Here is a 22,700-nt window from a genome sequence, read left to right on the forward strand (position 1 = left end):
CAATTCCTCAGATTAGCAAAGGTTTCAGACCCCAATTCACGGGGGATTTGCGGGATTGCCATTGACCGCGTCTTCGCCACGCCCGGAAGGAGAAACCCATGGGACAGCGTACGCCCCTCTTTGACCTGCACCTCGCGCTTGGCGCGAAGCTCGTCGATTTTGGTGGTTGGGACATGCCCTTGCACTACGGCTCCCAAGTTGAGGAGCACCATCAGGTGCGCCGGGACTGCGGGATTTTTGACGTGTCGCACATGCATGTGCTCGACGTATCCGGCAGTCAGGCCAAGCCCTGGCTGCAGCATCTGCTGGCCAACGACGTCGGTAGATTGCAACAGACCGGGCAGGCGCTTTACAGCGCAATGCTCGACACCCACGGCGGTATCGTCGACGACATGATCGTCTACCTGACCGACGAGGGTTATCGACTGGTGGTCAACGCAGCCACCGGCGACAAGGACCTGGACTGGATGAACGCCAACCTTGCCGGCTACGACGTGCGCGTCAAGCACCGCTCGGAGCTTGCGATGCTCGCCATTCAGGGACCGAACGCCCGGCAGAAGATCGGCGAACTGGTCAATCAGGAACGCACCGCGCTTATCCACACCCTCAGACCCTTCGAAGGTCAGCAGGAAGGCGACTGGTTCATCGCCCGCACGGGTTACACCGGTGAAGACGGCCTGGAGATCATCCTGCCAGCCACCGAAGCCTGCAGTTTCTTCAACGACATGGTCGGCGCCGGCATTTCCCCGATCGGACTGGGCGCACGCGATACGCTGCGTCTGGAAGCGGGCATGAACCTGTATGGTCAGGAAATCGACGAGCAGGTCTCGCCGCTGGTCTCCAACATGGCCTGGACGGTGGCGTGGATGCCTGAAGAGCGCGAGTTCATCGGGCGCTCTGCACTCGATGCGGAGCGAAAGCGAGGCATCTCATCAAGGCTTGTAGGACTGGTCCTCGAAGAGCGGGGCGTTTTGCGCGCTCATCAGGTCGTCCGGATAGCGGAAGTTGGCGAAGGAGAGATCACCAGTGGTAGTTTCTCTCCTACGCTAAGCAAGTCGATCGCGCTGGCGCGAGTGCCGATGGCCACCGCTGACCGTGCCGAGGTGGAAATCCGGGGCAAGTGGTACCCGGTCCGAGTGGTTCGACCCGCATTCGTGCGTCACGGCAAGGCCCTGATATAACCTGATTTGAAAGCCATCCCTGGCGGGTTTTTCCGCTGACCTGATGAAGTAGAGAGGATAAGAACATGAGCACTATTCCCGCCGAACTGCGTTTTGCCGAGAGCCACGAGTGGGCCAAGCAAGAGGGTGATCTGATCGTTGTCGGTATTTCCGATCATGCGCAGGAAGCGCTGGGTGACGTCGTGTTCGTCGAGCTGCCTGAAGTGGGTAAAGTTTTTTCGGCACCAGGTGATCAGGCCGGTGTCGTTGAGTCGGTAAAGGCTGCATCTGACATCTACTCGCCAGTGGCGGGCGAAGTCGTTGAAGTCAACGAGGCGCTGTCGGGTGAGCCAGAGGCACTGAACAACTCGCCTTACGATTCGTGGATCTTCAAGGTCAAGCCAGCCAATGCCGCCGACTTGGACAAGCTGCTCGACGCAGCCGGCTACAAGGCGCTGATCGCCGAATAAGCCCATCGGTCAGGCACAAAAAAGCCGCTCACATGAGCGGCTTTTTTTGCGAGCGAGATCGGCGTCAGAACGCCAATTCATCCCGATGTGTCTGACTTATTGCTCGGCAACCAGATTCTTCGCCAGGATGGCGTTTGCCAGGTCCATGTCCGATGCCTTCAGGGCAGGGTTATCTTTGCGCACTTGATCCATAGCCGCTTCAAGGTACGGGCCACGGATTTCGCCGTTGCTGGCCACGAAGCTGCCAGCGTCGTCTTGCGCCGCGACGATCAGCTTGTGGTGACGAAAGGTGAGGTAGGTGGAGCCGGTTGTGGCACCAGACGAAAGCACATCCCGCAGAAAACCGTCGGCCATTGCTGAACCGACCGGCAGGGAAAGCAAGGCTAACGTGGCTACAGCAAGTTTAAGACGCATGACGGGTACTCCGATGTTGGTTTGTTCTGAAACGATTTGATACGCCATCTCCCGTTCTAGTTCCCCACCCACAGGGGGTCATAGCACCCCGCTCTGCAAAAATGCCCGGTTCCTGGAGTTCATCAACGTTCATGGAGTCACCGTTGATGACGGTGGGAAGTTGATCGGGCAGAGTAAGGTGACTGCACTCTGCGCAGCGAACCTTCCGTATCTGACAGGAAGATCAGCTGGCGCAGCCAATCGAGCTTCACGCCACAAAAACAATAGGAGAGCGTCATGGCTGTTCTGGAAAGTTTTCGTCTCGACGGCAGGGTGGCCCTGATCACCGGCTCCAGCGCAGGCATCGGACTGGCGATCGCGCGAGGCCTGGCCGAAGCGGGCGCCACCGTCGTGCTCAACGGCCGCAGCGCCGAGACATTGCATTCGGCCGGCCAAGCGTTGACGGCCGAGGGGCATGCGGTTCACACCCAGCGTTTTGATGTGACGGACAGCGCGGCGGTCGCCGCTGCGGTTCAGGACATCGAGGCGCGCGTCGGGCCGCTGGAAATCCTGGTCAACAACGCGGGCATCCAGCGGCGCGGGCCGCTGGCGGAGTTCGCCGAAGCGGACTGGCACGAGCTGATGCGCACCAACCTCGACAGCGCGTTCTTCGTCGGTCAAGCGGTCGCGCGCTGCATGATCCCCCGTGGGCGCGGGCGCATCATCAACATCTGTTCGGTGCAGAGCGAGATGGGCCGCCCGGGTATTGCGCCGTACACGGCAAGCAAGGGCGCGCTGAAGATGCTGACCAAGGGCATGGCGATCGACTGGGGCCCGTTCGGCCTCAACGTCAACGGAATCGGGCCGGGCTACTTCAAGACCGAACTGAACGCTGCGCTGGTGGCCAACGCCGAATTCAGCGACTGGCTGGTGCAGCGGACGCCGAGCCGCCGTTGGGGCGAAGTGTCTGAACTGGCAGGCGCGGCGGTGTTTCTGGCTTCTGACGCGGCCAGCTTCGTCAACGGCCACATCCTTTACGTCGACGGTGCCATCACGGCATCGCTGTAATCCGGAGAATGACCATGCAAGCGATTGTCTGCCATGCCGCGAAAGACCTGCGTGTCGAGCCCGGCAACGAAGCATTGCCGCTTTCTGCCGGCCAGTTGCGGGTTCGCGTTGCTCGCGGCGGTATCTGCGGCTCGGACCTTCACTACTACCAGCACGGCGGTTTCGGCGCGGTTCGGCTGAAAGAGCCGATGGTCCTCGGCCATGAAATCTCGGCGGTTATCGAGGAGGTCGGCGACGCGCAGAGTGCTTTCAGCGTCGGGCAACGGATCTCCGTGTCACCGTCACGGCCGTGCGGAGACTGCAAATACTGTCACGAAGGCCTGCCCAACCATTGCCTGAACATGCGTTTTTACGGCAGCGCGATGCCGTTTCCGCACATTCAGGGCGCGTTTCGCGAGCACTTGGTGATCGAGTCAAGCCAGGCTCATGTGCTGGCGCCGACCACTACGCTGGCTGAAGGCGCACTGGCCGAGCCTTTGTCGGTCGGGCTTCACGCGATCCAGCGCGCCGGCGGCGTGTTCGGCAAGCGCGTGCTGGTGACCGGCTGCGGCCCGATCGGCAACTTGCTGATCGGCAGCCTGCGCGCGGCGGGTGCGTTGCAGATCATTGCCGCAGACCTGAGCGACAGCGCGCTGGCGTGCGCGCGGCGCATGGGCGCCAGCGAAACCCACAACCTGCGCGACGAGCCCGAAGCACTGGCGCGCTATACCGCCGACAAGGGTTATTTCGACGTGATGTTCGAGGCCTCCGGCAGCGCCCACGCCTTGCGCGATGGCCTGACCTGCATGCGCCCGCGCGGGATTGTGGTGACGGTCGGGCTCGGTGGCGATGTGGCGATTCCGCTGAATCTGGTGGTGGGCAAGGAAATCGACCTGCGCGGCACCTTTCGCTTCCACCCCGAATTCGCCCAGGCGGTGGACTTGCTCAATCGCAAAGTCATCGACGTCACGCCAGTGATCTCCCACACCCTCGCGTTTCACGACGCGGTCCAGGCGTTCGAGCTGGCCGGGGACAAGCAGCAAGCGATGAAAGTCGTGCTGGATTTCGGGGTGCCGGACCAGTAACTAACGCTGCTCGCTCTGCGGTGTCACACGCAGCACCTCTTCGACCGTCGTCAGCCCTGCCGCGACCTTTTGCGCGCCGGACAACCGCAGGCTGCGCATGCCGTCCTTGAAGCCCTGGCGACGCAACGCCGTCAGGTCCAGGTCCGCCGTGATCAGCGACTTCACGGCGTCGGACATCAGCATGATCTCGTACACCCCCGCACGCCCGCGATAACCCGTGTCGCGGCACTCCGCGCAACCCACTGCCCGGTGCGCGCCGCTTGGCACGGGCGCCTGCCAAGGCCGCGTCAGGGTTTGCCAGTCGACCTCATCCATTTCGATCGGCGCCTTGCAGTGCGGGCACAGCGTCCGCACCAGACGTTGCGCCATCACGCCGAGGATCGTCGCCTTGAGCAGATAATGCGGCACGCCCAGCTCCAGCAGACGGCTGATGGCGCTGGGCGCGTCGTTGGTGTGCAGCGTCGACAGCACCAAGTGACCGGTCAGCGCCGCCTGGATCGCCATTTCTGCGGTCTCCAGGTCGCGAATCTCGCCGATCATGATGATGTCCGGGTCTTGCCGCATCAGCGCGCGGACACCACTGGCAAAGGTCAGGTCGATGTTGTGCTGCACCTGCATCTGATTGAACGCCGGCTCCACCATCTCGATCGGGTCCTCGATGGTGCAGAGGTTCACCTCCGACGTCGCCAGCATCTTAAGCGTTGTGTACAGCGTGGTGGTCTTGCCGGAACCGGTCGGGCCGGTCACCAGAATGATGCCGTTGGGCTGTCGGGTCATGCCCTCCCAGCGACGCAGGTCATCGCCGGAGAATCCGAGCTGGTCGAAGTCCTTGAGCAGCACTTCCGGGTCAAAAATCCGCATGACCATCTTTTCGCCGAAAGCCGTGGGCAGCGTCGACAGCCGCAGCTCCACCTCGCCACCGTCAGGCGTTTTGGTCTTCACCCGGCCGTCCTGCGGCTTGCGCTTCTCGGCCACGTTCATGCGGCCCAGGCTTTTCAGGCGGCTGGTGACGGCCATCGCCACCTGCGGCGGGAATTGATACACGTTGTGCAGCACGCCGTCGATGCGGAAGCGGACAGTACCGGCGTCGCGGCGGGGCTCGATGTGAATATCGCTCGCCCGCTGCTGGTAGGCGTACTGGAACAACCAGTCGACGATATTGACGATGTGCGCGTCGTTGGCGTCCGGCTCCTGATCGCTGGCGCCGAGCTTGAGCAACTGTTCGAAGTTACCCATGTTGCTGATTTTCTGATCGCTGGCACTCGCGCCGCTGACCGATTTCGCCAGCCGGTAAAACTCCACGGCCAGTTTCTGCACGTCGACGGGATTGGCGACGACGCGCTTGATCGGCATCTTCAGTACGTGGGTCAGATCGGCTTCCCACGCACTCACGTACGGTTGGGCGCTGGCGATGGTCACCGCGTCGCGATCGACATCCACCGCGAGAATCTTGTGGCGCTGGGCGAAGGCGTAGGACATCAACGGCGTGACGGCGGCGACGTTGATCTTCAGCGGATCGATGCGCAGATACGGCTGGCCGGCTTGCTCAGCCAGCCAGGCAGTGAGGGTCTCGAGGTCGAGTTTTTTGCCGGGCCGCTTGTGGTTATCGAACTGCTGGGTGGCGATGAGTTCGAGTGGGTGGGCGTGGAGATTCTGCGCGGCTCGGCGCAGCGTGAGCGCATATTCGGCGTTGTCCTGGTCGAGGTATCCCTGCGCGACGAGGTCACGCAATACTTCGTTCAGATCCAGCCAGCGGTCCTGAGATGATGAGGCGAGGACGGACATGCGGGCTCCTTCGGACGAGACGGCTTACTTCGGTGATGAGCAAGAGTAGTCCCAAGCGTGCCAGTTGTGACGCCCTGCCGGTAGCGAAGCGTTGCCAATATTTTCGGTGCGCTCAACTGGCGGCAAGTGAGACAACCTCGGTTACGACGTGCAAATCACCCATGGGTTCAAGTTCGACCGAGCAAACACTGATCAGGTTGCGCATTTTTTCGCCAATCACCTGAGCGCGGTGCCACGTCATGCCGCCCACCTCGACATTCACCATCAGCATGCCGTCCTGCTGCAGCACGCTGACCTGTTGGGGGATCAGGTACTGCATCGCGAACAGGTTGAGCAGCCGGCAGAGTACGTCAGCTTCTGCCTCGGCAAGGATTTGATAGCGCGACAGGCAGTGAGCGTTGCCGACAGACCAGGCATCGTGGCGAAAGGGGGCGGGGCTGGCGGGTTCGAAATGCGGCATGGGAATCTCCTGACGACCTCGTCGTTGCAATGACGTTGATTGGCAGAAAGTTTTACACGCGGGAAAAGAAATTTCTGATCGAAGATGCGCTGTATTAGGCTATATGGGACTTGTTTATGTGCACTGGACTGCTTTCAGGAATTGACTATGCAAATCGAGCTGGATGCCTACGACCGGAAGATTCTGGCGCTGCTGCAGGAGGATGCGTCGCTGTCCAGCGCGCAGATTGCCGAGCAGGTCGGCCTGTCGCAGTCTCCTTGTTGGCGGCGGATCCAGCGGCTCAAGGAGGAGGGCGTGATCCGGCGGCAGGTGACGCTGCTGGATCGCAAGAAGATTGGCCTGAATACGCAGATTTTTGCAGAGGTAAAGCTCAACGCCCACGGTCGGTCCAATTTCACTGAATTCACCGAAGCGATCCGTGGCTTTCCCGAAGTGCTGGAGTGTTATGTGCTGATGGGGTCGGTGGACTTTTTGCTGCGCATCGTCACGCCGGATATCGAGGCGTATGAGCGATTCTTCTTCGAAAAGCTCTCGCTGGTACCGGGCATTCAGGAAGTGAACTCGACAGTGGCGCTGTCTGAGATCAAATCGACGACGAGCTTGCCGATTGGCCGATAGGGTGCCTCTTCCCGGCTGAAGCTGGTCCTACTGACACAACGCATGCCTTTCGTAGGACCGCTTGCCTTTAGTGGGACCGGCTTCAGCCGGGAAGGCGTAGGTAGGCACACCACAAAAATTGAGGGGCGGCCACTGGCCACTTCCCGGCTGAAGCCGGTCCTACTGACACACGCATGCCTTTCGTAGGACTGGCTTTAGCCGGGAAAGCGTAGGTAGGCACACTGCAAAAATTGAGGGTGCTGTTACTGGCCTCTTCCCGGCTAAAGCCGGTCCTACTGACACACCGCGTGCCTTTCGTAGGACTGGCTTTAGCCGGGAAAGCGTAGGTAGGCACACTGCAAAAACTGAGGGACGGCCACTGGCCACTTTCCGGCTGAAGCCGGTCCTACTGACACACGCATGCCTTTCGTAGGACTGGCTTTAGCCGGGAAGGCGTCGGTAGGCACACTGCAAAAATTGAGGGTGCTGTTACTGGCCACTTCCCAGCTAAAGCCAGTCCTACTGACACGCCGCGTGCCTTTAGTGGGACTGGCTTCAGCCGGGAAGGCGCCGGTGGACACACCACAAAAATTAAGGTGCGGCCACTGGCCTCTTCCCGGCTGAAGCCGGTCCTACCAAAACAGCGTCAGCCGGTCCTACTGCCAGCGCCTTACAATTTCAACAATGTCTTCCACGCCCGGCTTTGCAGCACGGTGATGGTTTGCTGGACGCGGGCATCGAGGATTTCGTCGGTGATGTCCAGATGCGCCAGTTGCTCTAGCTTGTTCAACTCGCCGTACAAGCGATCCAGCTCAGGCAGGTCGAGGGCCTGGCGGGCGTAATGCAGCCAGACCTGAAGGCGTTCGATGCGTGGCAGTTGCTCGGCCAGATCTTCCGGCTGTTGCTGGTAGCGCGGCAGGTTCAGCGCGGTGGCTTCATCACCCAGGAAACGCGGTACCCAACTGCTGAGCATCGCGTGGCCCTGACGATTGCCACGGTTGTTGCGCTCCACCGTCCAGCTGCGCGCCATCAACCAGCGCGAGGTGGTCAGCGAGAACAGACCCCAGCGAGTGTCCTGCAGCTCTTCGATGAACTGCTCATGGGCGGCGGCGCGCACATCGCCGTCTTCCTGGCCAGCCAGCACCAGCGTGCGCCAGTCTTCCAGCAAAGCGTCCAGCGCGGCGCGCAGGTCATGGGTCGTGGCGCGCGGAGCGGCCTGACCGAGGCTGCCGGCCAGGGCGCGCAATTCAGCGAGCACTTCGACCCATTCCTGCAACAGGCTCCAGTGACCGTTGAAACGGTACTGCTCGGCCAGACGCTGGCTGCTGCCGAGCAGGAACCAGGCGATGGCGCTGAACGCGTCGTCTACGGAGAGTTCGCCATGCAGCTCGGGTGTCGGCAACTTGATCGAGTAGCTGCTGGCGTCGAACAGGCGATAGCCACGTTCGGCCTTGCTGATATCGCAGGGCATCAGCGGCAGCTTCTCGGCCAGCTCTGCAGCCAGTTCCAGCAGCGCGGCAGGGTCGCCTTCGCGCAGTTCCAGCTCCAGCTCGCAGATTTCTTCCTGCTGCTTGCCGGCGACGACCTTGCCCAGGTCCAGCGCCGCTTCGATCACCACCTTGGTCTTGCCACGGCCCCAGGCGATTTCCGCTTTCTCGCGGACGAAATCAGTGGTGAACACCGGCTTGATGGTTTTCTTGTCCAGATCTGCCAGTTGCTCGGGCCAGCATTCGCCGTCGAGCTTCTTCAGGTCCAGCTTGGCTTTGGGTACATCCCAGTTGTATTCGTTACGCTCGGACAGGCCCGCCACGCTCTGGCCGCGGGTCTTGAGGGTCTGAATGATCGCGTCGCCGTCGCGGCGCAGGCGCAGCGCAACCTTGGCATGGGCCAGCTCGCGCTCGGGGGTGTCGAAGTACTGATTGAACAGCTCCAACCGCTCCCAGCCGCTCTTGTTGCGCTTCTTCAGCAACGGGTGCTCGCGCAGGGCTATGAGGGTTTCGCGGCTGACGCGGAGTTTGATTTCGGTTTCTTTCTGCATGGCCGGAGAATCCAAACGCTCTATCGCTGATAACAGGGGTCGCAGCCGGAATCGACACAGCTGCGTGGGCCGTGCAGTGTACAGGACATCAACCGTGACAGTTTATTCATGCGGGCCAATCGACCTATGATGGCTCGCGTGTCGCACCCCATCACCGGAGTCGCCTATGCCGTTGCCGTCCATGAAAGACCAGTTCGCCGCCCTGATCGCCGCGCCGTCTGTGAGCTGTACGCAGCCAGCGCTCGACCAGTCCAATCGCGCCGTCATTGATCTGCTGGCAGGTTGGCTGGGCGATCTGGGTTTTGCCTGCGACATCCAGCACGTGAGCCCTGGCAAATTCAATCTGCTGGCAACGTATGGAACAGGCCCCGGCGGGTTGGTGCTCGCGGGCCACAGCGATACCGTTCCTTACGACGATGCGTTGTGGAAGACCGATCCGCTGAAACTGACCGAAGTCGACGGCAATTGGGTAGGACTGGGCAGCTGCGACATGAAGGGCTTCTTCGCGTTGGCCATTGAGGCGCTTCAGCCGTTGCTCGATCAGCCGTTCAAACAGCCGCTGATCATCCTCGCGACCTGCGATGAAGAAAGCTCCATGGCTGGTGCCAAGGCATTGGCTGTGGCGGGCGGCGTGCTCGGCCGCGCGGCGGTTATTGGCGAGCCGACTCGCCTCAAGCCGGTCCGCCTGCACAAAGGCGTGATGATGGAGCGCATCGAGATTCTCGGCCGCAGCGGTCACTCCTCTGACCCGAGCCTGGGGCGCAGCGCCCTGGAAGCCATGTACGACGCCATTGGCGAGCTGAAAGGCCTGCGCCGACAATGGCAGGAGCAATACCGCAATCCGCAGTTCAGCGTGCCTCAACCCACCCTGAACTTCGGCTGCATCCATGGCGGCGACAACCCTAACCGGATCTGCGGGCAATGCTCGCTGGAGTTCGATCTGCGCCCGCTGCCGGGGATGGACCCCGAGGTGCTGCGCGCCGCGATCCGGCAGAAACTGCAGCCCGTCGCCGAGCTGCATCAGGTGCAGATCGACTATGCGCCGCTGTTTTCGGAAGTGTCCCCCTTTGAAGAAAGCGCCGATGCGGAACTGGTGCGAATCGCGGAGCGTCTGACCGGTCATACGGCCGAAGCGGTGGCATTTGGCACCGAAGCGCCTTATCTTCAGCGCCTTGGTTGCGAAACCATCGTAATGGGGCCCGGGGACATTGCCTGTGCGCACCAGCCCGGTGAATATCTTGAAATGTCACGTTTGCAGCCTACAGTGCGTCTGTTACGTCAATTGATCGAACATTACTGCCTGGCTACCCCTTGAGTGCCCTTGAATGCGCCCACGTGCTGGTTGAGTCAGGGCCTGTCTGAGAATTACCCGAAAAGGAGAGTACGCGTGTTGCGATGCCTGTTCCGACGATAACGCTCATGCCGTCTTGAGTGCTTCCACCCCTTCGTCCATCCACTACAGGCTCCTTTCGGATATGCCCGATTACGTCAATTGGCTCCGCCACGCGTCTCCCTACATCAATGCCCACCGGGATTGCACCTTCGTCGTCATGCTTCCGGGCGATGGCGTGGCGCACCCGAACTTCGGCAATATCGTCCACGACCTCGTGTTGCTGCACAGCCTCGGCGTGCGCCTCGTGCTGGTTTACGGCTCCCGCCCGCAGATCGAAAGCCGCTTGCAGGCCCGTGGCCTGACGCCGCATTTCCATCACGACATGCGCGTGACTGATTTCGCCACGCTCGAATGCGTGATCGACGCCGTTGGCGCCCTGCGAATTGCCATCGAAGCGCGTCTGTCGATGGACATGGCCGCCTCGCCGATGCAGGGCTCGCGGTTGCGCGTGACCGGTGGCAACTTTGTCACGGCGCGTCCGATCGGCGTCCTCGAGGGCGTCGATTTCCAGCACACCGGCGAAGTGCGCCGTATCGACCGCAAGGGCATCAGCCGGCTGCTCGACGAACGCTCCATCGTGTTGCTTTCACCGCTGGGTTACTCGCCCACCGGCGAGATCTTCAACCTGGCCTGCGAAGACGTCGCGACGCGCGCGGCCATTGATCTGGGGGCGGAAAAGCTGCTGCTGTTTGGCGCCGAATCAGGCTTGCTGGACGAGCAGGGCCGATTGGTCCGTGAGCTGCGTCCGCAACAGGTCCCCGCGCACCTACAGCGCTTGGGCAGCAACTACCAGGCGGAGCTGCTGGATGCGGCGGCTCAGGCCTGTCGCGGGGGTGTGGCGCGCAGCCATATCGTCAGCTACGCCGAAGATGGCGCGCTGCTCTCCGAGCTGTTCACCCGCGCCGGCGGCGGCACACTGGTGGCCCAGGAGCAGTTCGAGCTGGTGCGCGAAGCGTCGATCGGCGATGTCGGCGGGCTCATCGACCTCATCACGCCGCTGGAAGAGCAGGGCATCCTGGTGCGTCGGTCGCGGGAAGTGCTGGAGCGGGAAATCGAGCAGTTCAGCGTGGTTGAGCGCGAAGGCCTGATCATCGCCTGCGCGGCGCTGTACCCGATTGCCGATTCCGACGCGGGTGAGTTGGCTTGTCTGGCGGTGAATCCCGAGTATCGCCACGGCGGGCGCGGCGACGAGCTGCTTGAACGCATCGAAGAACGCGCTCGGGCGCTGGGTCTGAAAACCCTGTTCGTCCTCACCACGCGTACGGCGCACTGGTTCCAGGAGCGCGGTTTCGAGGCCAGCAGCGTCGATCGCCTGCCCAGCGCACGTGCGTCACTGTACAACTACCAGCGTAATTCGAAGATTTTTGAAAAGGCGATCTAAGCGAAGCGCGTCAGGACCTGAAGCCTGACGCGCATTTTCGGTTCGATACAACCGTTGTGGGAGCGAGCTTGCTCGCGAATGGTCAGGTCAGACGATACATCTCTCTCGCCTGAGACACCGCTTTCGCGAGTAAGGTGGAGCGCCACCCCGGTCGTCCCACCGTTTGCAACGGGTCTGGCGTCAGTTGCTGATCGCCAGAATGCTCGCCTGATACGCACCCACGAACGTGTCGAAATCCACTTTCTCTTCGGTCTGTTCCAGCTCCGCTTGCTGAGCCAGGGACTCACGCGCCTTGCTCTCAAAATGCGTCTGGTCCTCTGCGCTCAGCGGATTGCTGCGGAAATGATCAGCGTGAACCTGTGACTGGCGCAGCGAGAAGGCCGTGAAGCCTTCCTTGTGCTCGGTCATGGCCGCCAGCACCTGTGCCGAAGGCGTCAGAGAGGCGTCCGCCACTTTCGCGCGCTGAGCGTCCAGCGATTTGACGTGCTGATCCGTGCCCTGGCTGGCATCGAGCAGTTCACAGATCGGCCTGATCGTGTCCAGCATCTCGTTGGCCCAGACTTTCAAGTCGATCGTCGTGTCGTTGCGGTTCAGCTGCAGGCCGGGGCGGCGACCTTCCTTGACCACGGTCAGGAAGTTCGTGCTGGCGTTGCCGCACTCGTTGCTCGCCAGCTGCGGGCTGTCGTGCAGCGCGCAATACAGAATGAACGCATCGATGAAGCGCGATTGCTCAAGGTCGATGCCCACCGGCAGGAACGGGTTGATGTCCAGGCAACGGACTTCCACGTACTGCACCCCGCGCGCGACGAGCGCCTGAATCGGACGCTCACCGGAATAGGTGACGCGTTTCGGGCGGATCGTCGAGTAGTACTCGTTCTCGATCTGCAGCACGTTGGTGTTCAGCTGAATCCACTCGCCATCCTTGTGCGTGCCGATTTCGACGTAAGGCGCGTAGGGCGTTGCCACCGCGCGGCGCAGGCTATCGGTGTACGTCAGCAGGTCGTTGTAGCAGGGCGTCAGGTCCGCCTGGGCGTTGCTTTGGTAACCCAGATCGCTCATCCGCAGGCTGGTCGCGTACGGCAGATACAGCGTTTCGGCGTCGAATTGCTCAAGCTGATGCGAGCGGCCGCGCAGGAAACTGGCATCCAGCGCCGGCGACGCGCCGAACAGGTACATCAGCAGCCAGCTGTAACGACGGAAGTTGCGAATCAGGCCGATGTAGCTCTCGGACTGGAAGTCGCGGTCGTCGCCTTCGAATTTCGCGTCTTGCTTGAGCACGGGCCAGATGGCTTCGGGCAGCGAGAAGTTGTAGTGAATGCCGGCAATGCACTGCATGGTTTTGCCGTAACGCAAGGCAAGGCCCTGACGGTAGACGTACTTGAGCTTGCCGATGTTGGAGGTGCCGTAATAGGCGATCGGAATATCTGCTTCGGCCGGCAGCGGGCACGGCATCGAAGGGCTCCAGATGTATTCGCTGCCCAGTTTGCTGTACGCGAAGCGATGGATTTTATCCAGGCTTTCCAGCGTTTGAGCAGGGTCGGCCAGGGCGGGAGTGATGAACTCCAGCAGCGACTCGGAGTAATCGGTGGTGATTTGCTCGTTGGTCAGCGCCGCGCCGAGGGCTTCAGGGTGCGGGGTTTGTGCCAGACGGCCTTCGCCCGTAACGCGCAGGCATTCACGCTCGATGCCGTGCAAGCACTTCTCCAGAAGGGAGAGGTTGGAGTGCTCGCCAAGCAGAGTCAGGCGGCGGTTGAGAAGTTCGCTCAAGTTGGAATCCTTCACGCGTCAGTCGGCCCTATATGGGGGCGATATGGCGGTCTACAAGGGTGAAGAAAGGAACTGGCGTTTTCGCCTCGTCGATGGCCCTAACGCCGATGCCCGTCGCTGATCGTTCCTACAAGGAAATCAGATAATTTCGACACTGCTGAACAGTGCCGAAATTAACTCATAACGCTATCGGACAGCTAGACGATCGCAAACGTGCCCTGCGCTTTGGCAACCAGCTTGTCGTTCTGGCGAACGTCGGCTTCGACCACCAGGGTTCGGCGTCCGGCATGCAGCACGGTGCTGGTGCAGATGACTTCACCCTCGGCCACAGCACGCATGTAATTGATTTTGCATTCCACGGTGACACTTTGCTTGTCGAAGCCGTGGGTGCTGGAGCAGGCCAGCCCCATGGTGATGTCTACCAGACTGAACAGCGCGCCGCCGTGCATGACATTGCCGCGATTGCGCAGGTGCGGCTCCAGCGGCAAGGCCACGACGGCGACACCTTCATTCAACTGCACCACCCGGCAGCCGAGCGTCTTGAAGTAGGCGCTCTGAGTCAATTCATCAGGGATATCCATCAGCGCTTCTTCAATTGCTTGGCGTTGGCGAACAGCGACGCCATCGGATTGTTGCTCGGCGCCGGGGTGGGGGCTTCCTTACGGGGGGCATTGCTGTGCTGCTGGCGCGGCGCCGCACCAGGACGGGCACCGCGAGCGCCGTCGACTTTCTCGCCCGGCGTGTCGCTCATGCGCATCGACAGACCGACGCGCTTACGCGGGATGTCCACTTCCATCACCTTGACCTTCACCACATCGCCGGCTTTGACCGCTTCGCGAGGGTCCTTGATGAACTTCTCCGAAAGCGCAGAGATGTGCACCAAACCGTCCTGATGCGCGCCGATGTCGACGAACGCACCAAAGTTGGTGACGTTGGTGACCACGCCTTCGAGGATCATGCCCGGCTGAAGGTCCTTCAAGTCTTCAACGCCGTCCTGAAACTCAGCGGTCTTGAATCCCGGACGCGGATCGCGGCCCGGTTTTTCCAGTTCTTGAAGGATGTCGGTGACGGTCGGCAGGCCGAAGGTTTCGTCTGTGAATTTCTTCGGGTCGAGACGCTTCAGAAACCCTGCATCGCCGATCAGCGAGCGGATGTCGCGATCGGTCTGGGCGGCAATGCGCTGCACCAGGGGATACGCCTCAGGGTGAACGGCGGACGAGTCCAGCGGGTTGTCACCGTTCATGACGCGCAGAAAGCCTGCGGCCTGTTCGAAGGTTTTCTCGCCCAGACGCGGGACTTTCTTCAGCGCCGCACGGGTCTTGAACGCGCCATTCTGGTCGCGGTGGGCAACGATATTCTGCGCCAGCGTGGTGTTCAGGCCGGAAATCCGCGCCAGCAGGGCCACGGAGGCGGTGTTCACATCCACACCCACGGCGTTCACGCAATCTTCCACCACCGCGTCGAGGCCGCGGGCGAGTTTGAGTTGTGAGACGTCATGCTGGTACTGGCCAACACCAATGGATTTCGGGTCGATTTTCACCAGTTCGGCAAGCGGATCCTGCAAGCGGCGGGCGATGGACACGGCGCCACGGATCGAAACGTCGAGGTCCGGGAATTCCTTGGCAGCGAGTTCCGACGCCGAGTACACCGAAGCACCGGCTTCAGAGACCATGACTTTGGTCATCTTCAGACCTGGATGCTTTTTGATCAGATCGCCGGCCAGCTTGTCGGTTTCGCGGCTGGCGGTGCCGTTGCCGATCGCGATCAGGTCAACGGAATGCTTGGCGCACAGGGCCGCCAGCACCGCGATGGTCTGATCCCACTGGTTTTTTGGTACGTGCGGGTAGACCGTGGCGTAGTCCAGCAGTTTGCCGGTGCTGTCGACCACGGCGACCTTGCAGCCGGTGCGCAGGCCCGGGTCGAGGCCCAGCGTTGCGCGGGGTCCCGCTGGGGCGGCCAACAACAGGTCGTGCAGGTTGTGAGCGAATACGTTGATCGCTTCGGTCTCGGCACCTTCGCGCAGCTCGCCGAGCAGGTCGGTTTCGAGGCTGGAGTACAGCTTGACCTTCCAGGTCCAGCGCACGACTTCGGCCAGCCACTTGTCTGCAGGGCGGTTCTGGTTCTGCAGGCCGAAGCGCTCGCTGATCATCATTTCGCAGGGGTGCAGGGTGCCGGGCAATTCTTCCCCGACTTTCAGGGCCGAGCTCAGCACGCCCTCGTTGCGACCCCGAAAGATCGCCAGCGCGCGGTGGGACGGCATGCTCTTGAGCGGCTCGTCGTGTTCGAAGTAATCGCGGAATTTGGCGCCTTCTTCCTCTTTACCCGGGACCACCCGGGCACTGATCACGGCTTCGTGCTTGAGGAAGCTGCGCAGCTTCTCCAGCAGCGTCGCGTCTTCGGCAAAGCGCTCCATCAGAATGTATTTGGCGCCTTCGAGCACGGCCTTGACGTCGGCGAAGCCTTTCTCGGCATCGACGAATCGCGCGGCTTCGGCTTCGGGGGTAAGCGTCGGGTCGTTGAAGATCCCGTCGGCCAGTTCGCCCAGGCCGGCTTCCAGCGCGATCTGGCCTTTGGTGCGGCGCTTCTGCTTGTACGGCAGGTACAAATCTTCAAGGCGGGTCTTGGTGTCGGCAAGGTTGATGTCGCGCGCCAGTTCAGGGGTCAGCTTGCCTTGCTCTTCGATGCTGGCAAGGATGCTGATGCGGCGCTCGTCGAGTTCGCGCAGGTAGCGCAGGCGCTCTTCCAGATGACGCAGCTGCGTGTCATCGAGGCTGCCAGTGACTTCCTTGCGGTAACGAGCGATGAAAGGCACCGTTGAGCCTTCATCCAGTAGCGCGACGGCCGCTTCGACCTGTTGCGGGCGGACGCCGAGTTCCTCGGCGATGCGGCTGTTGATACTGTCCATAAAACCACCTGGCAAATGTGTGTGCATAAAATCAGCGGCTGGCGAACCGCCTTGAACGAGCGTTGCCTGACCTTGAAGGCGGCGCATTATACCCAGTGAGCCTTGAATAGGGGATTGCCCGGTCGATACGCCGGTTTCAGCCCGCGTAGCCGCCGTGAATCAGCCTTAAGTGACTCAACGAGAGCACCCATGTGGATTCAGGAAAAATCTGCTAACAATGCACACGGTGCGCATCACTGCAGCTACGCCATAATGCGCGCCGAGATCAAAGGAGCTTCCAATGAGCAGCACTGCACAAACGGCTGAAGGCGAGAAAATCCTCATCGTTGACGATGACCCGGGCTTGAGCAGCCTGCTAGAACGCTTTTTCAACAGCAAGGGCTACCGCGCCCGGGCTGTGCCCAACGTGGAGCAAATGGATCGGCTGCTGGCGCGCGAAGTGTTTCACCTCGTGGTGCTGGACCTGATGCTGCCGGGCGAAGACGGGCTGTCCGCCTGCCGCCGCCTGCGCGCCGCGAACAATCAAGTCCCTATCATCATGCTCACCGCCAAGGGCGACGAGCTCAGTCGCATCAAGGGCCTCGAGCTCGGCGCTGATGACTACCTCGCAAAACCTTTCAACCCTGACGAACTGATGGCCCGCGTTCGCGCTGTGCTGCGTCGTCAATCCGCACCCGTACCTGGCGCGCCTGCCACGGAAGACGAAACCGTCACCTTTGGCGACTACGCTCTGTCCCTCGCCACCCGCGAGCTCAAGCGTGGCGACGAAGTGCACATGCTCACGACCGGTGAATTCGCCGTGTTGAAGGCATTGGTCATGCACGCCCGTGAGCCGCTGACGCGAGACAAGCTGATGAACCTGGCCCGGGGCCGTGAGTGGGACGCCCTGGAGCGCTCCATCGATGTCCAGATCTCCCGTCTGCGCCGTCTGATTGAAGTGGACGCTGCCAAGCCGCGTTACATTCAGACGGTCTGGGGAGTGGGTTATGTTTTCGTGCCAGACGGTGCCAACAAGCAGTAACAGCAAGTTCGACGGTAACCTGCCGGGCCTGTCTCACGCCCGCCTACGTTAGCCAGTCACCTCGATGTTCGCGAAAGCGGCCATTGGCGTGACTGGTTTTTGCTGTGTCATGTGTTCCGCAAATTCGCGAGCCCGGCTCGCTTCCGCAAAGTGTGTAGCTGCTGTTATGAAGACACCGCTCTGGTTCCCGCAAAGTTTTTTCTCCCGCACCCTGTGGCTGGTGCTCATTGTCGTGCTGTTTTCGAAGGCGCTGACCCTCGTCTATTTGCTGATGAACGAGGATGTTCTGGTCGATCGTCAATACAGCCACGGCGTTGCACTCACTTTGCGGGCTTACTGGGCGGCCGATGAAAGTGACCGGCAGACCATCGCTGACGCCGCCGGACTGATCCGCGTGGTGGGCGGTGGTGTACCGGAAGGCGAGCAGCACTGGCCATACTCCGAAATCTACCAGCGGCAGATGCAGGATGAGCTGGGCGCGGACACCGAGGTGCGCCTGCGTGTCCACGCGCCCCCCGCGCTATGGGTGAGGGCGCCGAGTCTTGGCGATGGCTGGCTGAAAGTGCCGCTGTACCCGCATCCGTTGCGCGGGCAGAAAATCTGGAGCGTGCTGGGCTGGTTCCTGGCGATCGGATTACTCTCGACGGCCTCGGCCTGGATCTTCGTCAGCCAGCTCAATCAGCCGCTCAAGCGCCTGGTGTTTGCGGCCCGCCAATTGGGCCAGGGCCGCAGCGTGCGTTTGCCGGTGGGTGACACGCCCAGCGAGATAACCGAGGTCTACCGCGCGTTCAACCAGATGGCCGAAGACGTGGAGCAGGCCGGGCAGGAGCGCGAACTGATGCTGGCCGGGGTGTCTCACGATTTGCGGACGCCGCTGACCCGGCTGCGTCTGTCCCTTGAGCTGATGCCGACCAATAACGAGTTCATGGAAGGCATGGTTCGCGACATCGAAGACATGGACGCGATCCTCGATCAATTCCTGGCTTTCATCCGGGACGGGCGTGATGAAGAGGTCGAAGAAGTCGATCTGGTCGAGCTGGTCCATGAAGTCGTCGCGCCGTACAACAACCCGGTGGAGCAAGTGCGGCTGTGCCTGGAGTCCATTCCGCCTTTCCCGTTGCGACGGGTTTCCATGAAGCGCCTGCTCAATAATCTCATTGGCAATGCCATGCACCATGCCGGTGACGGCGTTGAAGTCGCGGCCTATGTTTCCGGCGACAGCGGCGCGCCCTACGTGGTGCTGAGTGTGCTGGACAGGGGCATGGGGATCGATCCGTCGGAGCTGGAAGGTATTTTCAATCCCTTCATCCGTGGTGACCGCGCCAGAAGCGGCAAGGGGACAGGGCTTGGCCTGGCGATCGTCAAGCGCATTGCCGCAATGCACGGCGGTAATGTCGAGCTGCGTAATCGTTCGGGAGGCGGGCTGGAGGCCAGAGTTCGGCTGCCGTTGGGGTTGCTGCTGCCGCGGGATGCCGATTGATTCGTTCGTGATTCTGCCTGGAGGCCGTGGGCGTGTGGCGCGCTCGCAACCAAAGCCTCCGAGCAAAAACAGGCTTGGGCGTTAGCCTTTGCCCTTGGTGCGGGTCATGTGCGGCCCGCCGTTTTTCTCGATGTACTCGATGATTATCCCCGCGACATCCTTGCCGGTGGTGGTTTCAATGCCTTCAAGACCTGGCGATGAGTTCACCTCCATCACCAGTGGCCCGTGGTTGGAACGCAGGATATCGACGCCCGCCACACTCAGGCCCATGACCTTGGCCGCGCGAATGGCCGTCATGCGCTCTTCCGGGGTGATCTTGATGAGGCTGGCGGTGCCGCCGCGATGCAGGTTGGAGCGGAACTCCCCCGGTTTCGCCTGGCGCTTCATCGACGCAATGACCTTGTCACCCACCACGAAGCAGCGGATATCGGCGCCACCGGCTTCTTTGATGTACTCCTGCACCATGATGTCCTGTTTCAGCCCCATGAAGGCCTCAATCACGGATTCGGCCGCGGTCGCGGTTTCGCACAGCACCACGCCAATACCTTGCGTCCCCTCGAGCACCTTGATTACCAGAGGCGCGCCGTTGACCATCTGGATCAGGTCAGGGATGTCATCCGGTGAGTGGGCGAAGCCGGTGACGGGCAAGCCAATGCCTCGACGTGACAACAGCTGCAGCGAGCGCAGCTTGTCGCGGGAGCGCGCGATGGCGACGGATTCGTTGAGCGGGAACACGCCCATCATTTCAAACTGACGCAGCACGGCGCAGCCGTAGAAGGTCACGGAGGCGCCGATGCGGGGTATCACCGCATCAAAGCCTTCCAGGGGTTTTCCTCGGTAGTGGATCTGCGGCTTATGACTGGCAATGTTCATATAGGCGCGCAGGGTATCGACCACCACGACCTCATGGCCGCGCTGGATTCCAGCTTCGACCAGACGACGAGTTGAATACAGACGCGGGTTTCGCGAAAGCACAGCGATCTTCATGCAGCACCTGTGGCAGAGAGATTTGAAGCCGGGAACACCGGCTTGTCCTGAATATATGTCACACCCGGATTGACCACCAACTGGCCGTCAATCAGGGCTTTGGAACCCAGCAGCAGCCGGTAGCGCATGGCCTTGCGGCAGGCCAGCGTGAATTCCACCGGCCAGACCCTGTCCCCCAGCGCCAGCGTCGTACGAATAACGTAGCGAACCTGAGCGTGGCCGTTGGAGCTTTTGATGGTTTTCATCGCCACCAGTTGAGCCTCACAGCGACGGTGACGCAGCTGCACCACCGTCCCCAGATGAGCGTTGAAGCGCACCCATTTCTCACCGTCCCGTTCGAACGGCTCTATTTCTGTCGCGTGCAGGCTGGAAGTGCTGGCACCGGTGTCGATTTTTGCGCGCAGCCCGGCGACGCCCAGATGGGGCAAAGCCACCCATTCGCGCAGGCCGATGACTGTCAGATGGTCAAATGTTTTCAAAGCGGTTCCGTTCGTTTACACGTTCTGCCAGGCGCCGGCATCGATGTGCGCCAGCGCCTGGAATGCAGGCTTGGCGAACCAGTAGCCCTGCATGAGGTAAATGTTGCAGTCGGCGAGGAAGTCCCGTTCGCCCGCATCTTCGATGCCTTCGGCGATCACTGTAACGTTCAGGTCCGTACACATTGTGACAATGCCGCGCACGATGGCCTGCCGTGCAGGGTCCAGATGGACGTTGCGCACCAGGGCCATGTCGAGCTTGATCAGGTCAGGCTGAAAGTCGGCGAGGAGGGTGAGTCCGGAGTGCCCGGCGCCAAAGTCGTCGATGGCGGTCTTGAAGCCGAACTGGCGGTACTCACGAAGAATGTTGGTCAGGTGGCTGTTGCTGCAGATGTGCTCGGTTTCGACGGTCTCGAAGATCAACCGGTCCAGCGGAAAGTTGTGGGCGCGGGCCGCTTCAAGGGTGCTGCGAATGCACAGGTCGGGGCGATACACCGCGTTGGGCAGGAAGTTGATCGACAGGTATTCGTCCATTCCCAGCCGGGCGGCAGTTGAAATCGCGCGGGTTCGGCACAATTGATCGAAACGGTAACGGTTGGTGTCGTCGATCTGGTTCAGGACAGACAGGGCACCCTCGCCGTTGACGCCTCGTACCAACGCCTCGTGAGCGAATACCGAGCGGTCGCGGACGTCCACGATGGGCTGATAGGCGAATTCAAATTCGAAATCCAGTGCGGAGCTTTCTCTGCAGCCCTGGCACCCACCAGTCAATGACGTTGGGAAGTCTGTCACGTCGTTCTCCTGAAGCCGGCGCTTTAGTCTGGTGGGCAGTGTAAACGAGGGTGGCGGTTACTGCGTCCCCGGCGTGACGTAGTACGATTCTGACCATTACAAGATTGAGGAATTCAGATGACACAGAAGTCAGACGAGGACGACAAAGTCCGTCTGGACAAATGGCTTTGGGCGGCGCGTTTCTTCAAGACGCGTGCGCTGGCAAAAGCCGCCATTGAAAGCGGTAAGGTTCATTGCCGCGGCGAGCGTTGCAAGCCGGGAAAAGAGCCGCGGGTAGGGGACGAGTTCCAGATCAGAGCGGGTTTCGATGAGCGGACCGTGGTGGTCCAGGCGTTGTCGATTGTCCGCCGTGGCGCCCCTGAGGCTCAGTTGCTGTACAGCGAAACCCCGGAGAGCCTCGCCAAACGCGAGCAAGCCGCCGAGATGCGCAAGGCCGGAAGCCTGGGCGTGACCACTGACGGCAGGCCGACCAAAAAGCAGCGTCGGCAATTGTTTCATTTTCGTTCGGGTGACGACTGACGATCTCGCCGCTTTCCGGGATCGCGCATTGATCGACCCCGGACTGCTCTGTAGCAACAGGCAGCTTACAAATGAGAGCCCTGCTTCATGATGCTCAGGCATTTGAGCAGCGGCAGGCGGCCCATCACGTTGAAGACTGGTGCCGTCAGTCGAAACAGAACCCCGGTAGCGGTGGCCACGAACGGGGTGTAGCAGCTCCAGCCCAGCGCGAGCAATGCGATCATTACACCGCCAATGTAGTCGTCCTGACCCCAATGGGCCCCGGCGACCAGGCGCGGCATCATGAACAGAAACGCCAGGGCCCAGATGACCACGCGCTGGCCGACTGTGCGGCTGTAGACGCTCATGAACATCGCCCAGATCAGCAGCACCGAAGCATGGTCGCCCGGGAAGCTCTGGCTGGAACGGTCCTTGAGCTGCCACTTGTCCTCCAGCTCCGGGAATATGTCGCTGAGCTTGATGGCATCGGGGATCATCACTGACGCGCTGTCATGTTGCAGCGCGCTGTGGTCGATGATTTTGGAAAACACCGTGCGGATGATCAGCAGCAGGATCAGCGTGAGCACAAAGCCGATCAGCGCGGCACGCGTTTGCAAGGATTTGAACACCCAGTCGCCCTTTATGAGCAGCGTGAGCAGAATCAGGCCGACGACGATGTCGAAGGGTCGCATGCTGGCAATCGTCCAGACCCACAGCCACGCCTTGTTTTGCTCAAGCGGGCGGTTCAGCAAGTGAAACAGGCCTTCGTCGAAGTGCGTGAAAGCCGCGTGTCCCGTGGGCCACACCCACAGCAGTAGCAGCGCCAGCGCCACCAGATTACACAGCAGGAATTTTTTGGCGTTCCACTTGGGTTGGAACAATGCGGGATAGTCCATAAAATGCCCCCATCGGCATGGCAGTGCACCAAGCGGTGCGAAACCGCGCTTTATAGGCGCTTGTCATCA

21 protein-coding genes are annotated in these 22,700 nt (G+C 61.2%); 10 read left to right on the forward strand and 11 right to left on the reverse strand.

The features are described 5' to 3' along the window. Positions 1-98 precede the first annotated feature (98 nt). Positions 99-1,181 carry a glycine cleavage system aminomethyltransferase GcvT gene (gene gcvT, locus QWI18_RS04195; protein ID WP_192130710.1) on the forward strand — a complete coding sequence of 361 codons (1,083 nt, stop codon included), beginning with the start codon at positions 99-101 and terminating at the stop codon, positions 1,179-1,181. A 65-nt stretch (positions 1,182-1,246) separates the two neighbouring features. Further along, positions 1,247-1,630 (forward strand): glycine cleavage system protein GcvH, encoded by a 384-nt coding sequence (gcvH, locus tag QWI18_RS04200; protein WP_296308176.1) that lies wholly within the window; start codon positions 1,247-1,249, stop codon positions 1,628-1,630. Positions 1,631-1,726: 96 nt separating this feature from the next. On the opposite strand, the gene QWI18_RS04205 is transcribed toward gcvH, so the two are convergent. After that, positions 1,727-2,044: a DUF2388 domain-containing protein gene (locus QWI18_RS04205; protein ID WP_065987516.1), complete on the reverse strand. Its 318-nt coding sequence runs from the start codon at positions 2,042-2,044 to the stop codon at positions 1,727-1,729. A gap of 276 nt (positions 2,045-2,320) precedes the next feature. On the opposite strand from QWI18_RS04205, the gene QWI18_RS04210 reads away from it, so the two are divergent. Next, complete coding sequence (locus QWI18_RS04210) at positions 2,321-3,091, forward strand: glucose 1-dehydrogenase (protein ID WP_192130712.1); 771 nt, start codon at positions 2,321-2,323, stop codon at positions 3,089-3,091. Positions 3,092-3,105: 14 nt separating this feature from the next. Next, positions 3,106-4,155: an L-idonate 5-dehydrogenase gene (locus QWI18_RS04215; RefSeq protein WP_192130713.1), complete on the forward strand. Its 1,050-nt coding sequence runs from the start codon at positions 3,106-3,108 to the stop codon at positions 4,153-4,155. Here QWI18_RS04215 and QWI18_RS04220 read toward each other — a convergent pair whose 3' ends face one another. Both QWI18_RS04220 and QWI18_RS04225 read right to left on the reverse strand, forming a co-directional pair. Further along, on the reverse strand, positions 4,156-5,940 hold the full coding sequence (locus QWI18_RS04220; protein WP_065987449.1) for a GspE/PulE family protein: 1,785 nt from the start codon (positions 5,938-5,940) through the stop codon (positions 4,156-4,158). A gap of 112 nt (positions 5,941-6,052) precedes the next feature. Further along, positions 6,053-6,400: a hypothetical protein gene (locus tag QWI18_RS04225; RefSeq protein WP_192130714.1), complete on the reverse strand. Its 348-nt coding sequence runs from the start codon at positions 6,398-6,400 to the stop codon at positions 6,053-6,055. A 147-nt stretch (positions 6,401-6,547) separates the two neighbouring features. Between QWI18_RS04225 and QWI18_RS04230 the strand changes: the two genes are divergently transcribed. Then, entirely contained in the window at positions 6,548-7,018 is a 471-nt protein-coding gene (locus QWI18_RS04230; protein ID WP_065987447.1) for an Lrp/AsnC family transcriptional regulator, read from the forward strand. A gap of 649 nt (positions 7,019-7,667) precedes the next feature. Here the strand turns inward: QWI18_RS04230 and QWI18_RS04235 are convergent. Beyond that, positions 7,668-9,035 (reverse strand): inorganic triphosphatase, encoded by a 1,368-nt coding sequence (locus QWI18_RS04235; RefSeq protein ID WP_369318272.1) that lies wholly within the window; start codon positions 9,033-9,035, stop codon positions 7,668-7,670. Between the two features lie 166 nt (positions 9,036-9,201). Here QWI18_RS04235 and argE point away from each other — a divergent pair, with 166 nt between their 5' ends. Beyond that, entirely contained in the window at positions 9,202-10,350 is a 1,149-nt protein-coding gene (gene argE / locus QWI18_RS04240; RefSeq protein ID WP_369318273.1) for an acetylornithine deacetylase, read from the forward strand. Between the two features lie 160 nt (positions 10,351-10,510). Next, positions 10,511-11,809 carry an amino-acid N-acetyltransferase gene (argA, locus tag QWI18_RS04245; protein WP_065987444.1) on the forward strand — a complete coding sequence of 433 codons (1,299 nt, stop codon included), beginning with the start codon at positions 10,511-10,513 and terminating at the stop codon, positions 11,807-11,809. A gap of 180 nt (positions 11,810-11,989) precedes the next feature. Here argA and gshA read toward each other — a convergent pair whose 3' ends face one another. The 3 genes from gshA to QWI18_RS04260 all read right to left on the reverse strand — a co-directional run bounded on the left by gshA (position 11,990) and on the right by QWI18_RS04260 (position 16,481). Next, positions 11,990-13,576, reverse strand: a complete 1,587-nt coding sequence (gene gshA / locus QWI18_RS04250; RefSeq protein WP_192130717.1) for a glutamate--cysteine ligase — start codon at positions 13,574-13,576, stop codon at positions 11,990-11,992. 197 nt (positions 13,577-13,773) lie between these two features. Next, a complete protein-coding gene (locus QWI18_RS04255; protein WP_065987442.1) occupies positions 13,774-14,157 on the reverse strand; it encodes a PaaI family thioesterase in 384 nt (127 codons plus the stop codon). Then, positions 14,157-16,481, reverse strand: coding sequence for a Tex family protein (locus tag QWI18_RS04260; protein WP_369318274.1), 2,325 nt, complete (start codon positions 16,479-16,481; stop codon positions 14,157-14,159). The genes QWI18_RS04255 and QWI18_RS04260 overlap by 1 nt, the downstream gene beginning before the upstream one ends. A gap of 280 nt (positions 16,482-16,761) precedes the next feature. On the opposite strand from QWI18_RS04260, the gene ompR reads away from it, so the two are divergent. Together ompR and QWI18_RS04270 are read left to right on the forward strand one after the other, a co-directional pair. Beyond that, positions 16,762-17,502 (forward strand): two-component system response regulator OmpR, encoded by a 741-nt coding sequence (ompR, locus tag QWI18_RS04265; RefSeq protein ID WP_065987440.1) that lies wholly within the window; start codon positions 16,762-16,764, stop codon positions 17,500-17,502. A gap of 166 nt (positions 17,503-17,668) precedes the next feature. Next, positions 17,669-18,982, forward strand: a complete 1,314-nt coding sequence (locus QWI18_RS04270) for an ATP-binding protein (RefSeq protein ID WP_065987439.1) — start codon at positions 17,669-17,671, stop codon at positions 18,980-18,982. An 81-nt stretch (positions 18,983-19,063) separates the two neighbouring features. Here the strand turns inward: QWI18_RS04270 and rimK are convergent, their stop codons facing one another. Genes rimK through QWI18_RS04285 form a run of 3 tightly spaced genes read right to left on the reverse strand, consistent with a single transcriptional unit; the run spans position 19,064 to position 21,237 of the window. Continuing rightward, the gene (gene rimK / locus QWI18_RS04275; RefSeq protein ID WP_065987438.1) at positions 19,064-19,969 is read right to left on the reverse strand and encodes a 30S ribosomal protein S6--L-glutamate ligase; all 906 of its coding nucleotides are present in this window, start codon (positions 19,967-19,969) and stop codon (positions 19,064-19,066) included. Further along, positions 19,966-20,415, reverse strand: coding sequence for an ATP-dependent zinc protease (locus tag QWI18_RS04280; protein ID WP_192131017.1), 450 nt, complete (start codon positions 20,413-20,415; stop codon positions 19,966-19,968). Before QWI18_RS04280 ends, rimK begins: the two co-directional genes overlap by 4 nt. 48 nt (positions 20,416-20,463) lie before the next feature. Next, positions 20,464-21,237, reverse strand: coding sequence for an EAL domain-containing protein (locus QWI18_RS04285; protein ID WP_065987436.1), 774 nt, complete (start codon positions 21,235-21,237; stop codon positions 20,464-20,466). 117 nt (positions 21,238-21,354) lie between these two features. Between QWI18_RS04285 and QWI18_RS04290 the strand changes: the two genes are divergently transcribed. Further along, entirely contained in the window at positions 21,355-21,756 is a 402-nt protein-coding gene (locus QWI18_RS04290; RefSeq protein WP_065987435.1) for an RNA-binding S4 domain-containing protein, read from the forward strand. A gap of 65 nt (positions 21,757-21,821) precedes the next feature. Here the strand turns inward: QWI18_RS04290 and QWI18_RS04295 are convergent, their stop codons facing one another. Beyond that, positions 21,822-22,631 carry a phosphatase PAP2 family protein gene (locus QWI18_RS04295; RefSeq protein WP_369318275.1) on the reverse strand — a complete coding sequence of 270 codons (810 nt, stop codon included), beginning with the start codon at positions 22,629-22,631 and terminating at the stop codon, positions 21,822-21,824. Positions 22,632-22,700 lie beyond the last annotated feature (69 nt).

It is taken from the genome of Pseudomonas sp. W2Oct36, from assembly GCF_041060465.1.
Taxonomy (GTDB): Bacteria; Pseudomonadota; Gammaproteobacteria; order Pseudomonadales; family Pseudomonadaceae; genus Aquipseudomonas; species Aquipseudomonas graminis_B.

Excerpts from the sequence above, each read along its gene's own strand:
- QWI18_RS04230 (WP_065987447.1), top strand. The coding sequence starts at position 6,548 with ATGCAAATCGAGCTGGATGCCTACGACCGGAAGATTCTGGCGCTGCTG.
- QWI18_RS04290 (WP_065987435.1), top strand. The coding sequence starts at position 21,355 with ATGACACAGAAGTCAGACGAGGACGACAAAGTCCGTCTGGACAAATGG.
- gcvT (WP_192130710.1), top strand. The coding sequence starts at position 99 with ATGGGACAGCGTACGCCCCTCTTTGACCTGCACCTCGCGCTTGGCGCG.
- QWI18_RS04220 (WP_065987449.1), bottom strand. The coding sequence starts at position 5,940 with ATGTCCGTCCTCGCCTCATCATCTCAGGACCGCTGGCTGGATCTGAAC.
- ompR (WP_065987440.1), top strand. The coding sequence starts at position 16,762 with ATGAGCAGCACTGCACAAACGGCTGAAGGCGAGAAAATCCTCATCGTT.
- QWI18_RS04295 (WP_369318275.1), bottom strand. The coding sequence starts at position 22,631 with ATGGACTATCCCGCATTGTTCCAACCCAAGTGGAACGCCAAAAAATTC.
- QWI18_RS04270 (WP_065987439.1), top strand. The coding sequence starts at position 17,669 with ATGAAGACACCGCTCTGGTTCCCGCAAAGTTTTTTCTCCCGCACCCTG.
- QWI18_RS04255 (WP_065987442.1), bottom strand. The coding sequence starts at position 14,157 with ATGGATATCCCTGATGAATTGACTCAGAGCGCCTACTTCAAGACGCTC.
- rimK (WP_065987438.1), bottom strand. The coding sequence starts at position 19,969 with ATGAAGATCGCTGTGCTTTCGCGAAACCCGCGTCTGTATTCAACTCGT.
- QWI18_RS04215 (WP_192130713.1), top strand. The coding sequence starts at position 3,106 with ATGCAAGCGATTGTCTGCCATGCCGCGAAAGACCTGCGTGTCGAGCCC.
- QWI18_RS04205 (WP_065987516.1), bottom strand. The coding sequence starts at position 2,044 with ATGCGTCTTAAACTTGCTGTAGCCACGTTAGCCTTGCTTTCCCTGCCG.
- gcvH (WP_296308176.1), top strand. The coding sequence starts at position 1,247 with ATGAGCACTATTCCCGCCGAACTGCGTTTTGCCGAGAGCCACGAGTGG.
- QWI18_RS04260 (WP_369318274.1), bottom strand. The coding sequence starts at position 16,481 with ATGGACAGTATCAACAGCCGCATCGCCGAGGAACTCGGCGTCCGCCCG.
- argA (WP_065987444.1), top strand. The coding sequence starts at position 10,511 with ATGCCCGATTACGTCAATTGGCTCCGCCACGCGTCTCCCTACATCAAT.
- QWI18_RS04235 (WP_369318272.1), bottom strand. The coding sequence starts at position 9,035 with ATGCAGAAAGAAACCGAAATCAAACTCCGCGTCAGCCGCGAAACCCTC.
- QWI18_RS04225 (WP_192130714.1), bottom strand. The coding sequence starts at position 6,400 with ATGCCGCATTTCGAACCCGCCAGCCCCGCCCCCTTTCGCCACGATGCC.
- argE (WP_369318273.1), top strand. The coding sequence starts at position 9,202 with ATGCCGTTGCCGTCCATGAAAGACCAGTTCGCCGCCCTGATCGCCGCG.
- QWI18_RS04210 (WP_192130712.1), top strand. The coding sequence starts at position 2,321 with ATGGCTGTTCTGGAAAGTTTTCGTCTCGACGGCAGGGTGGCCCTGATC.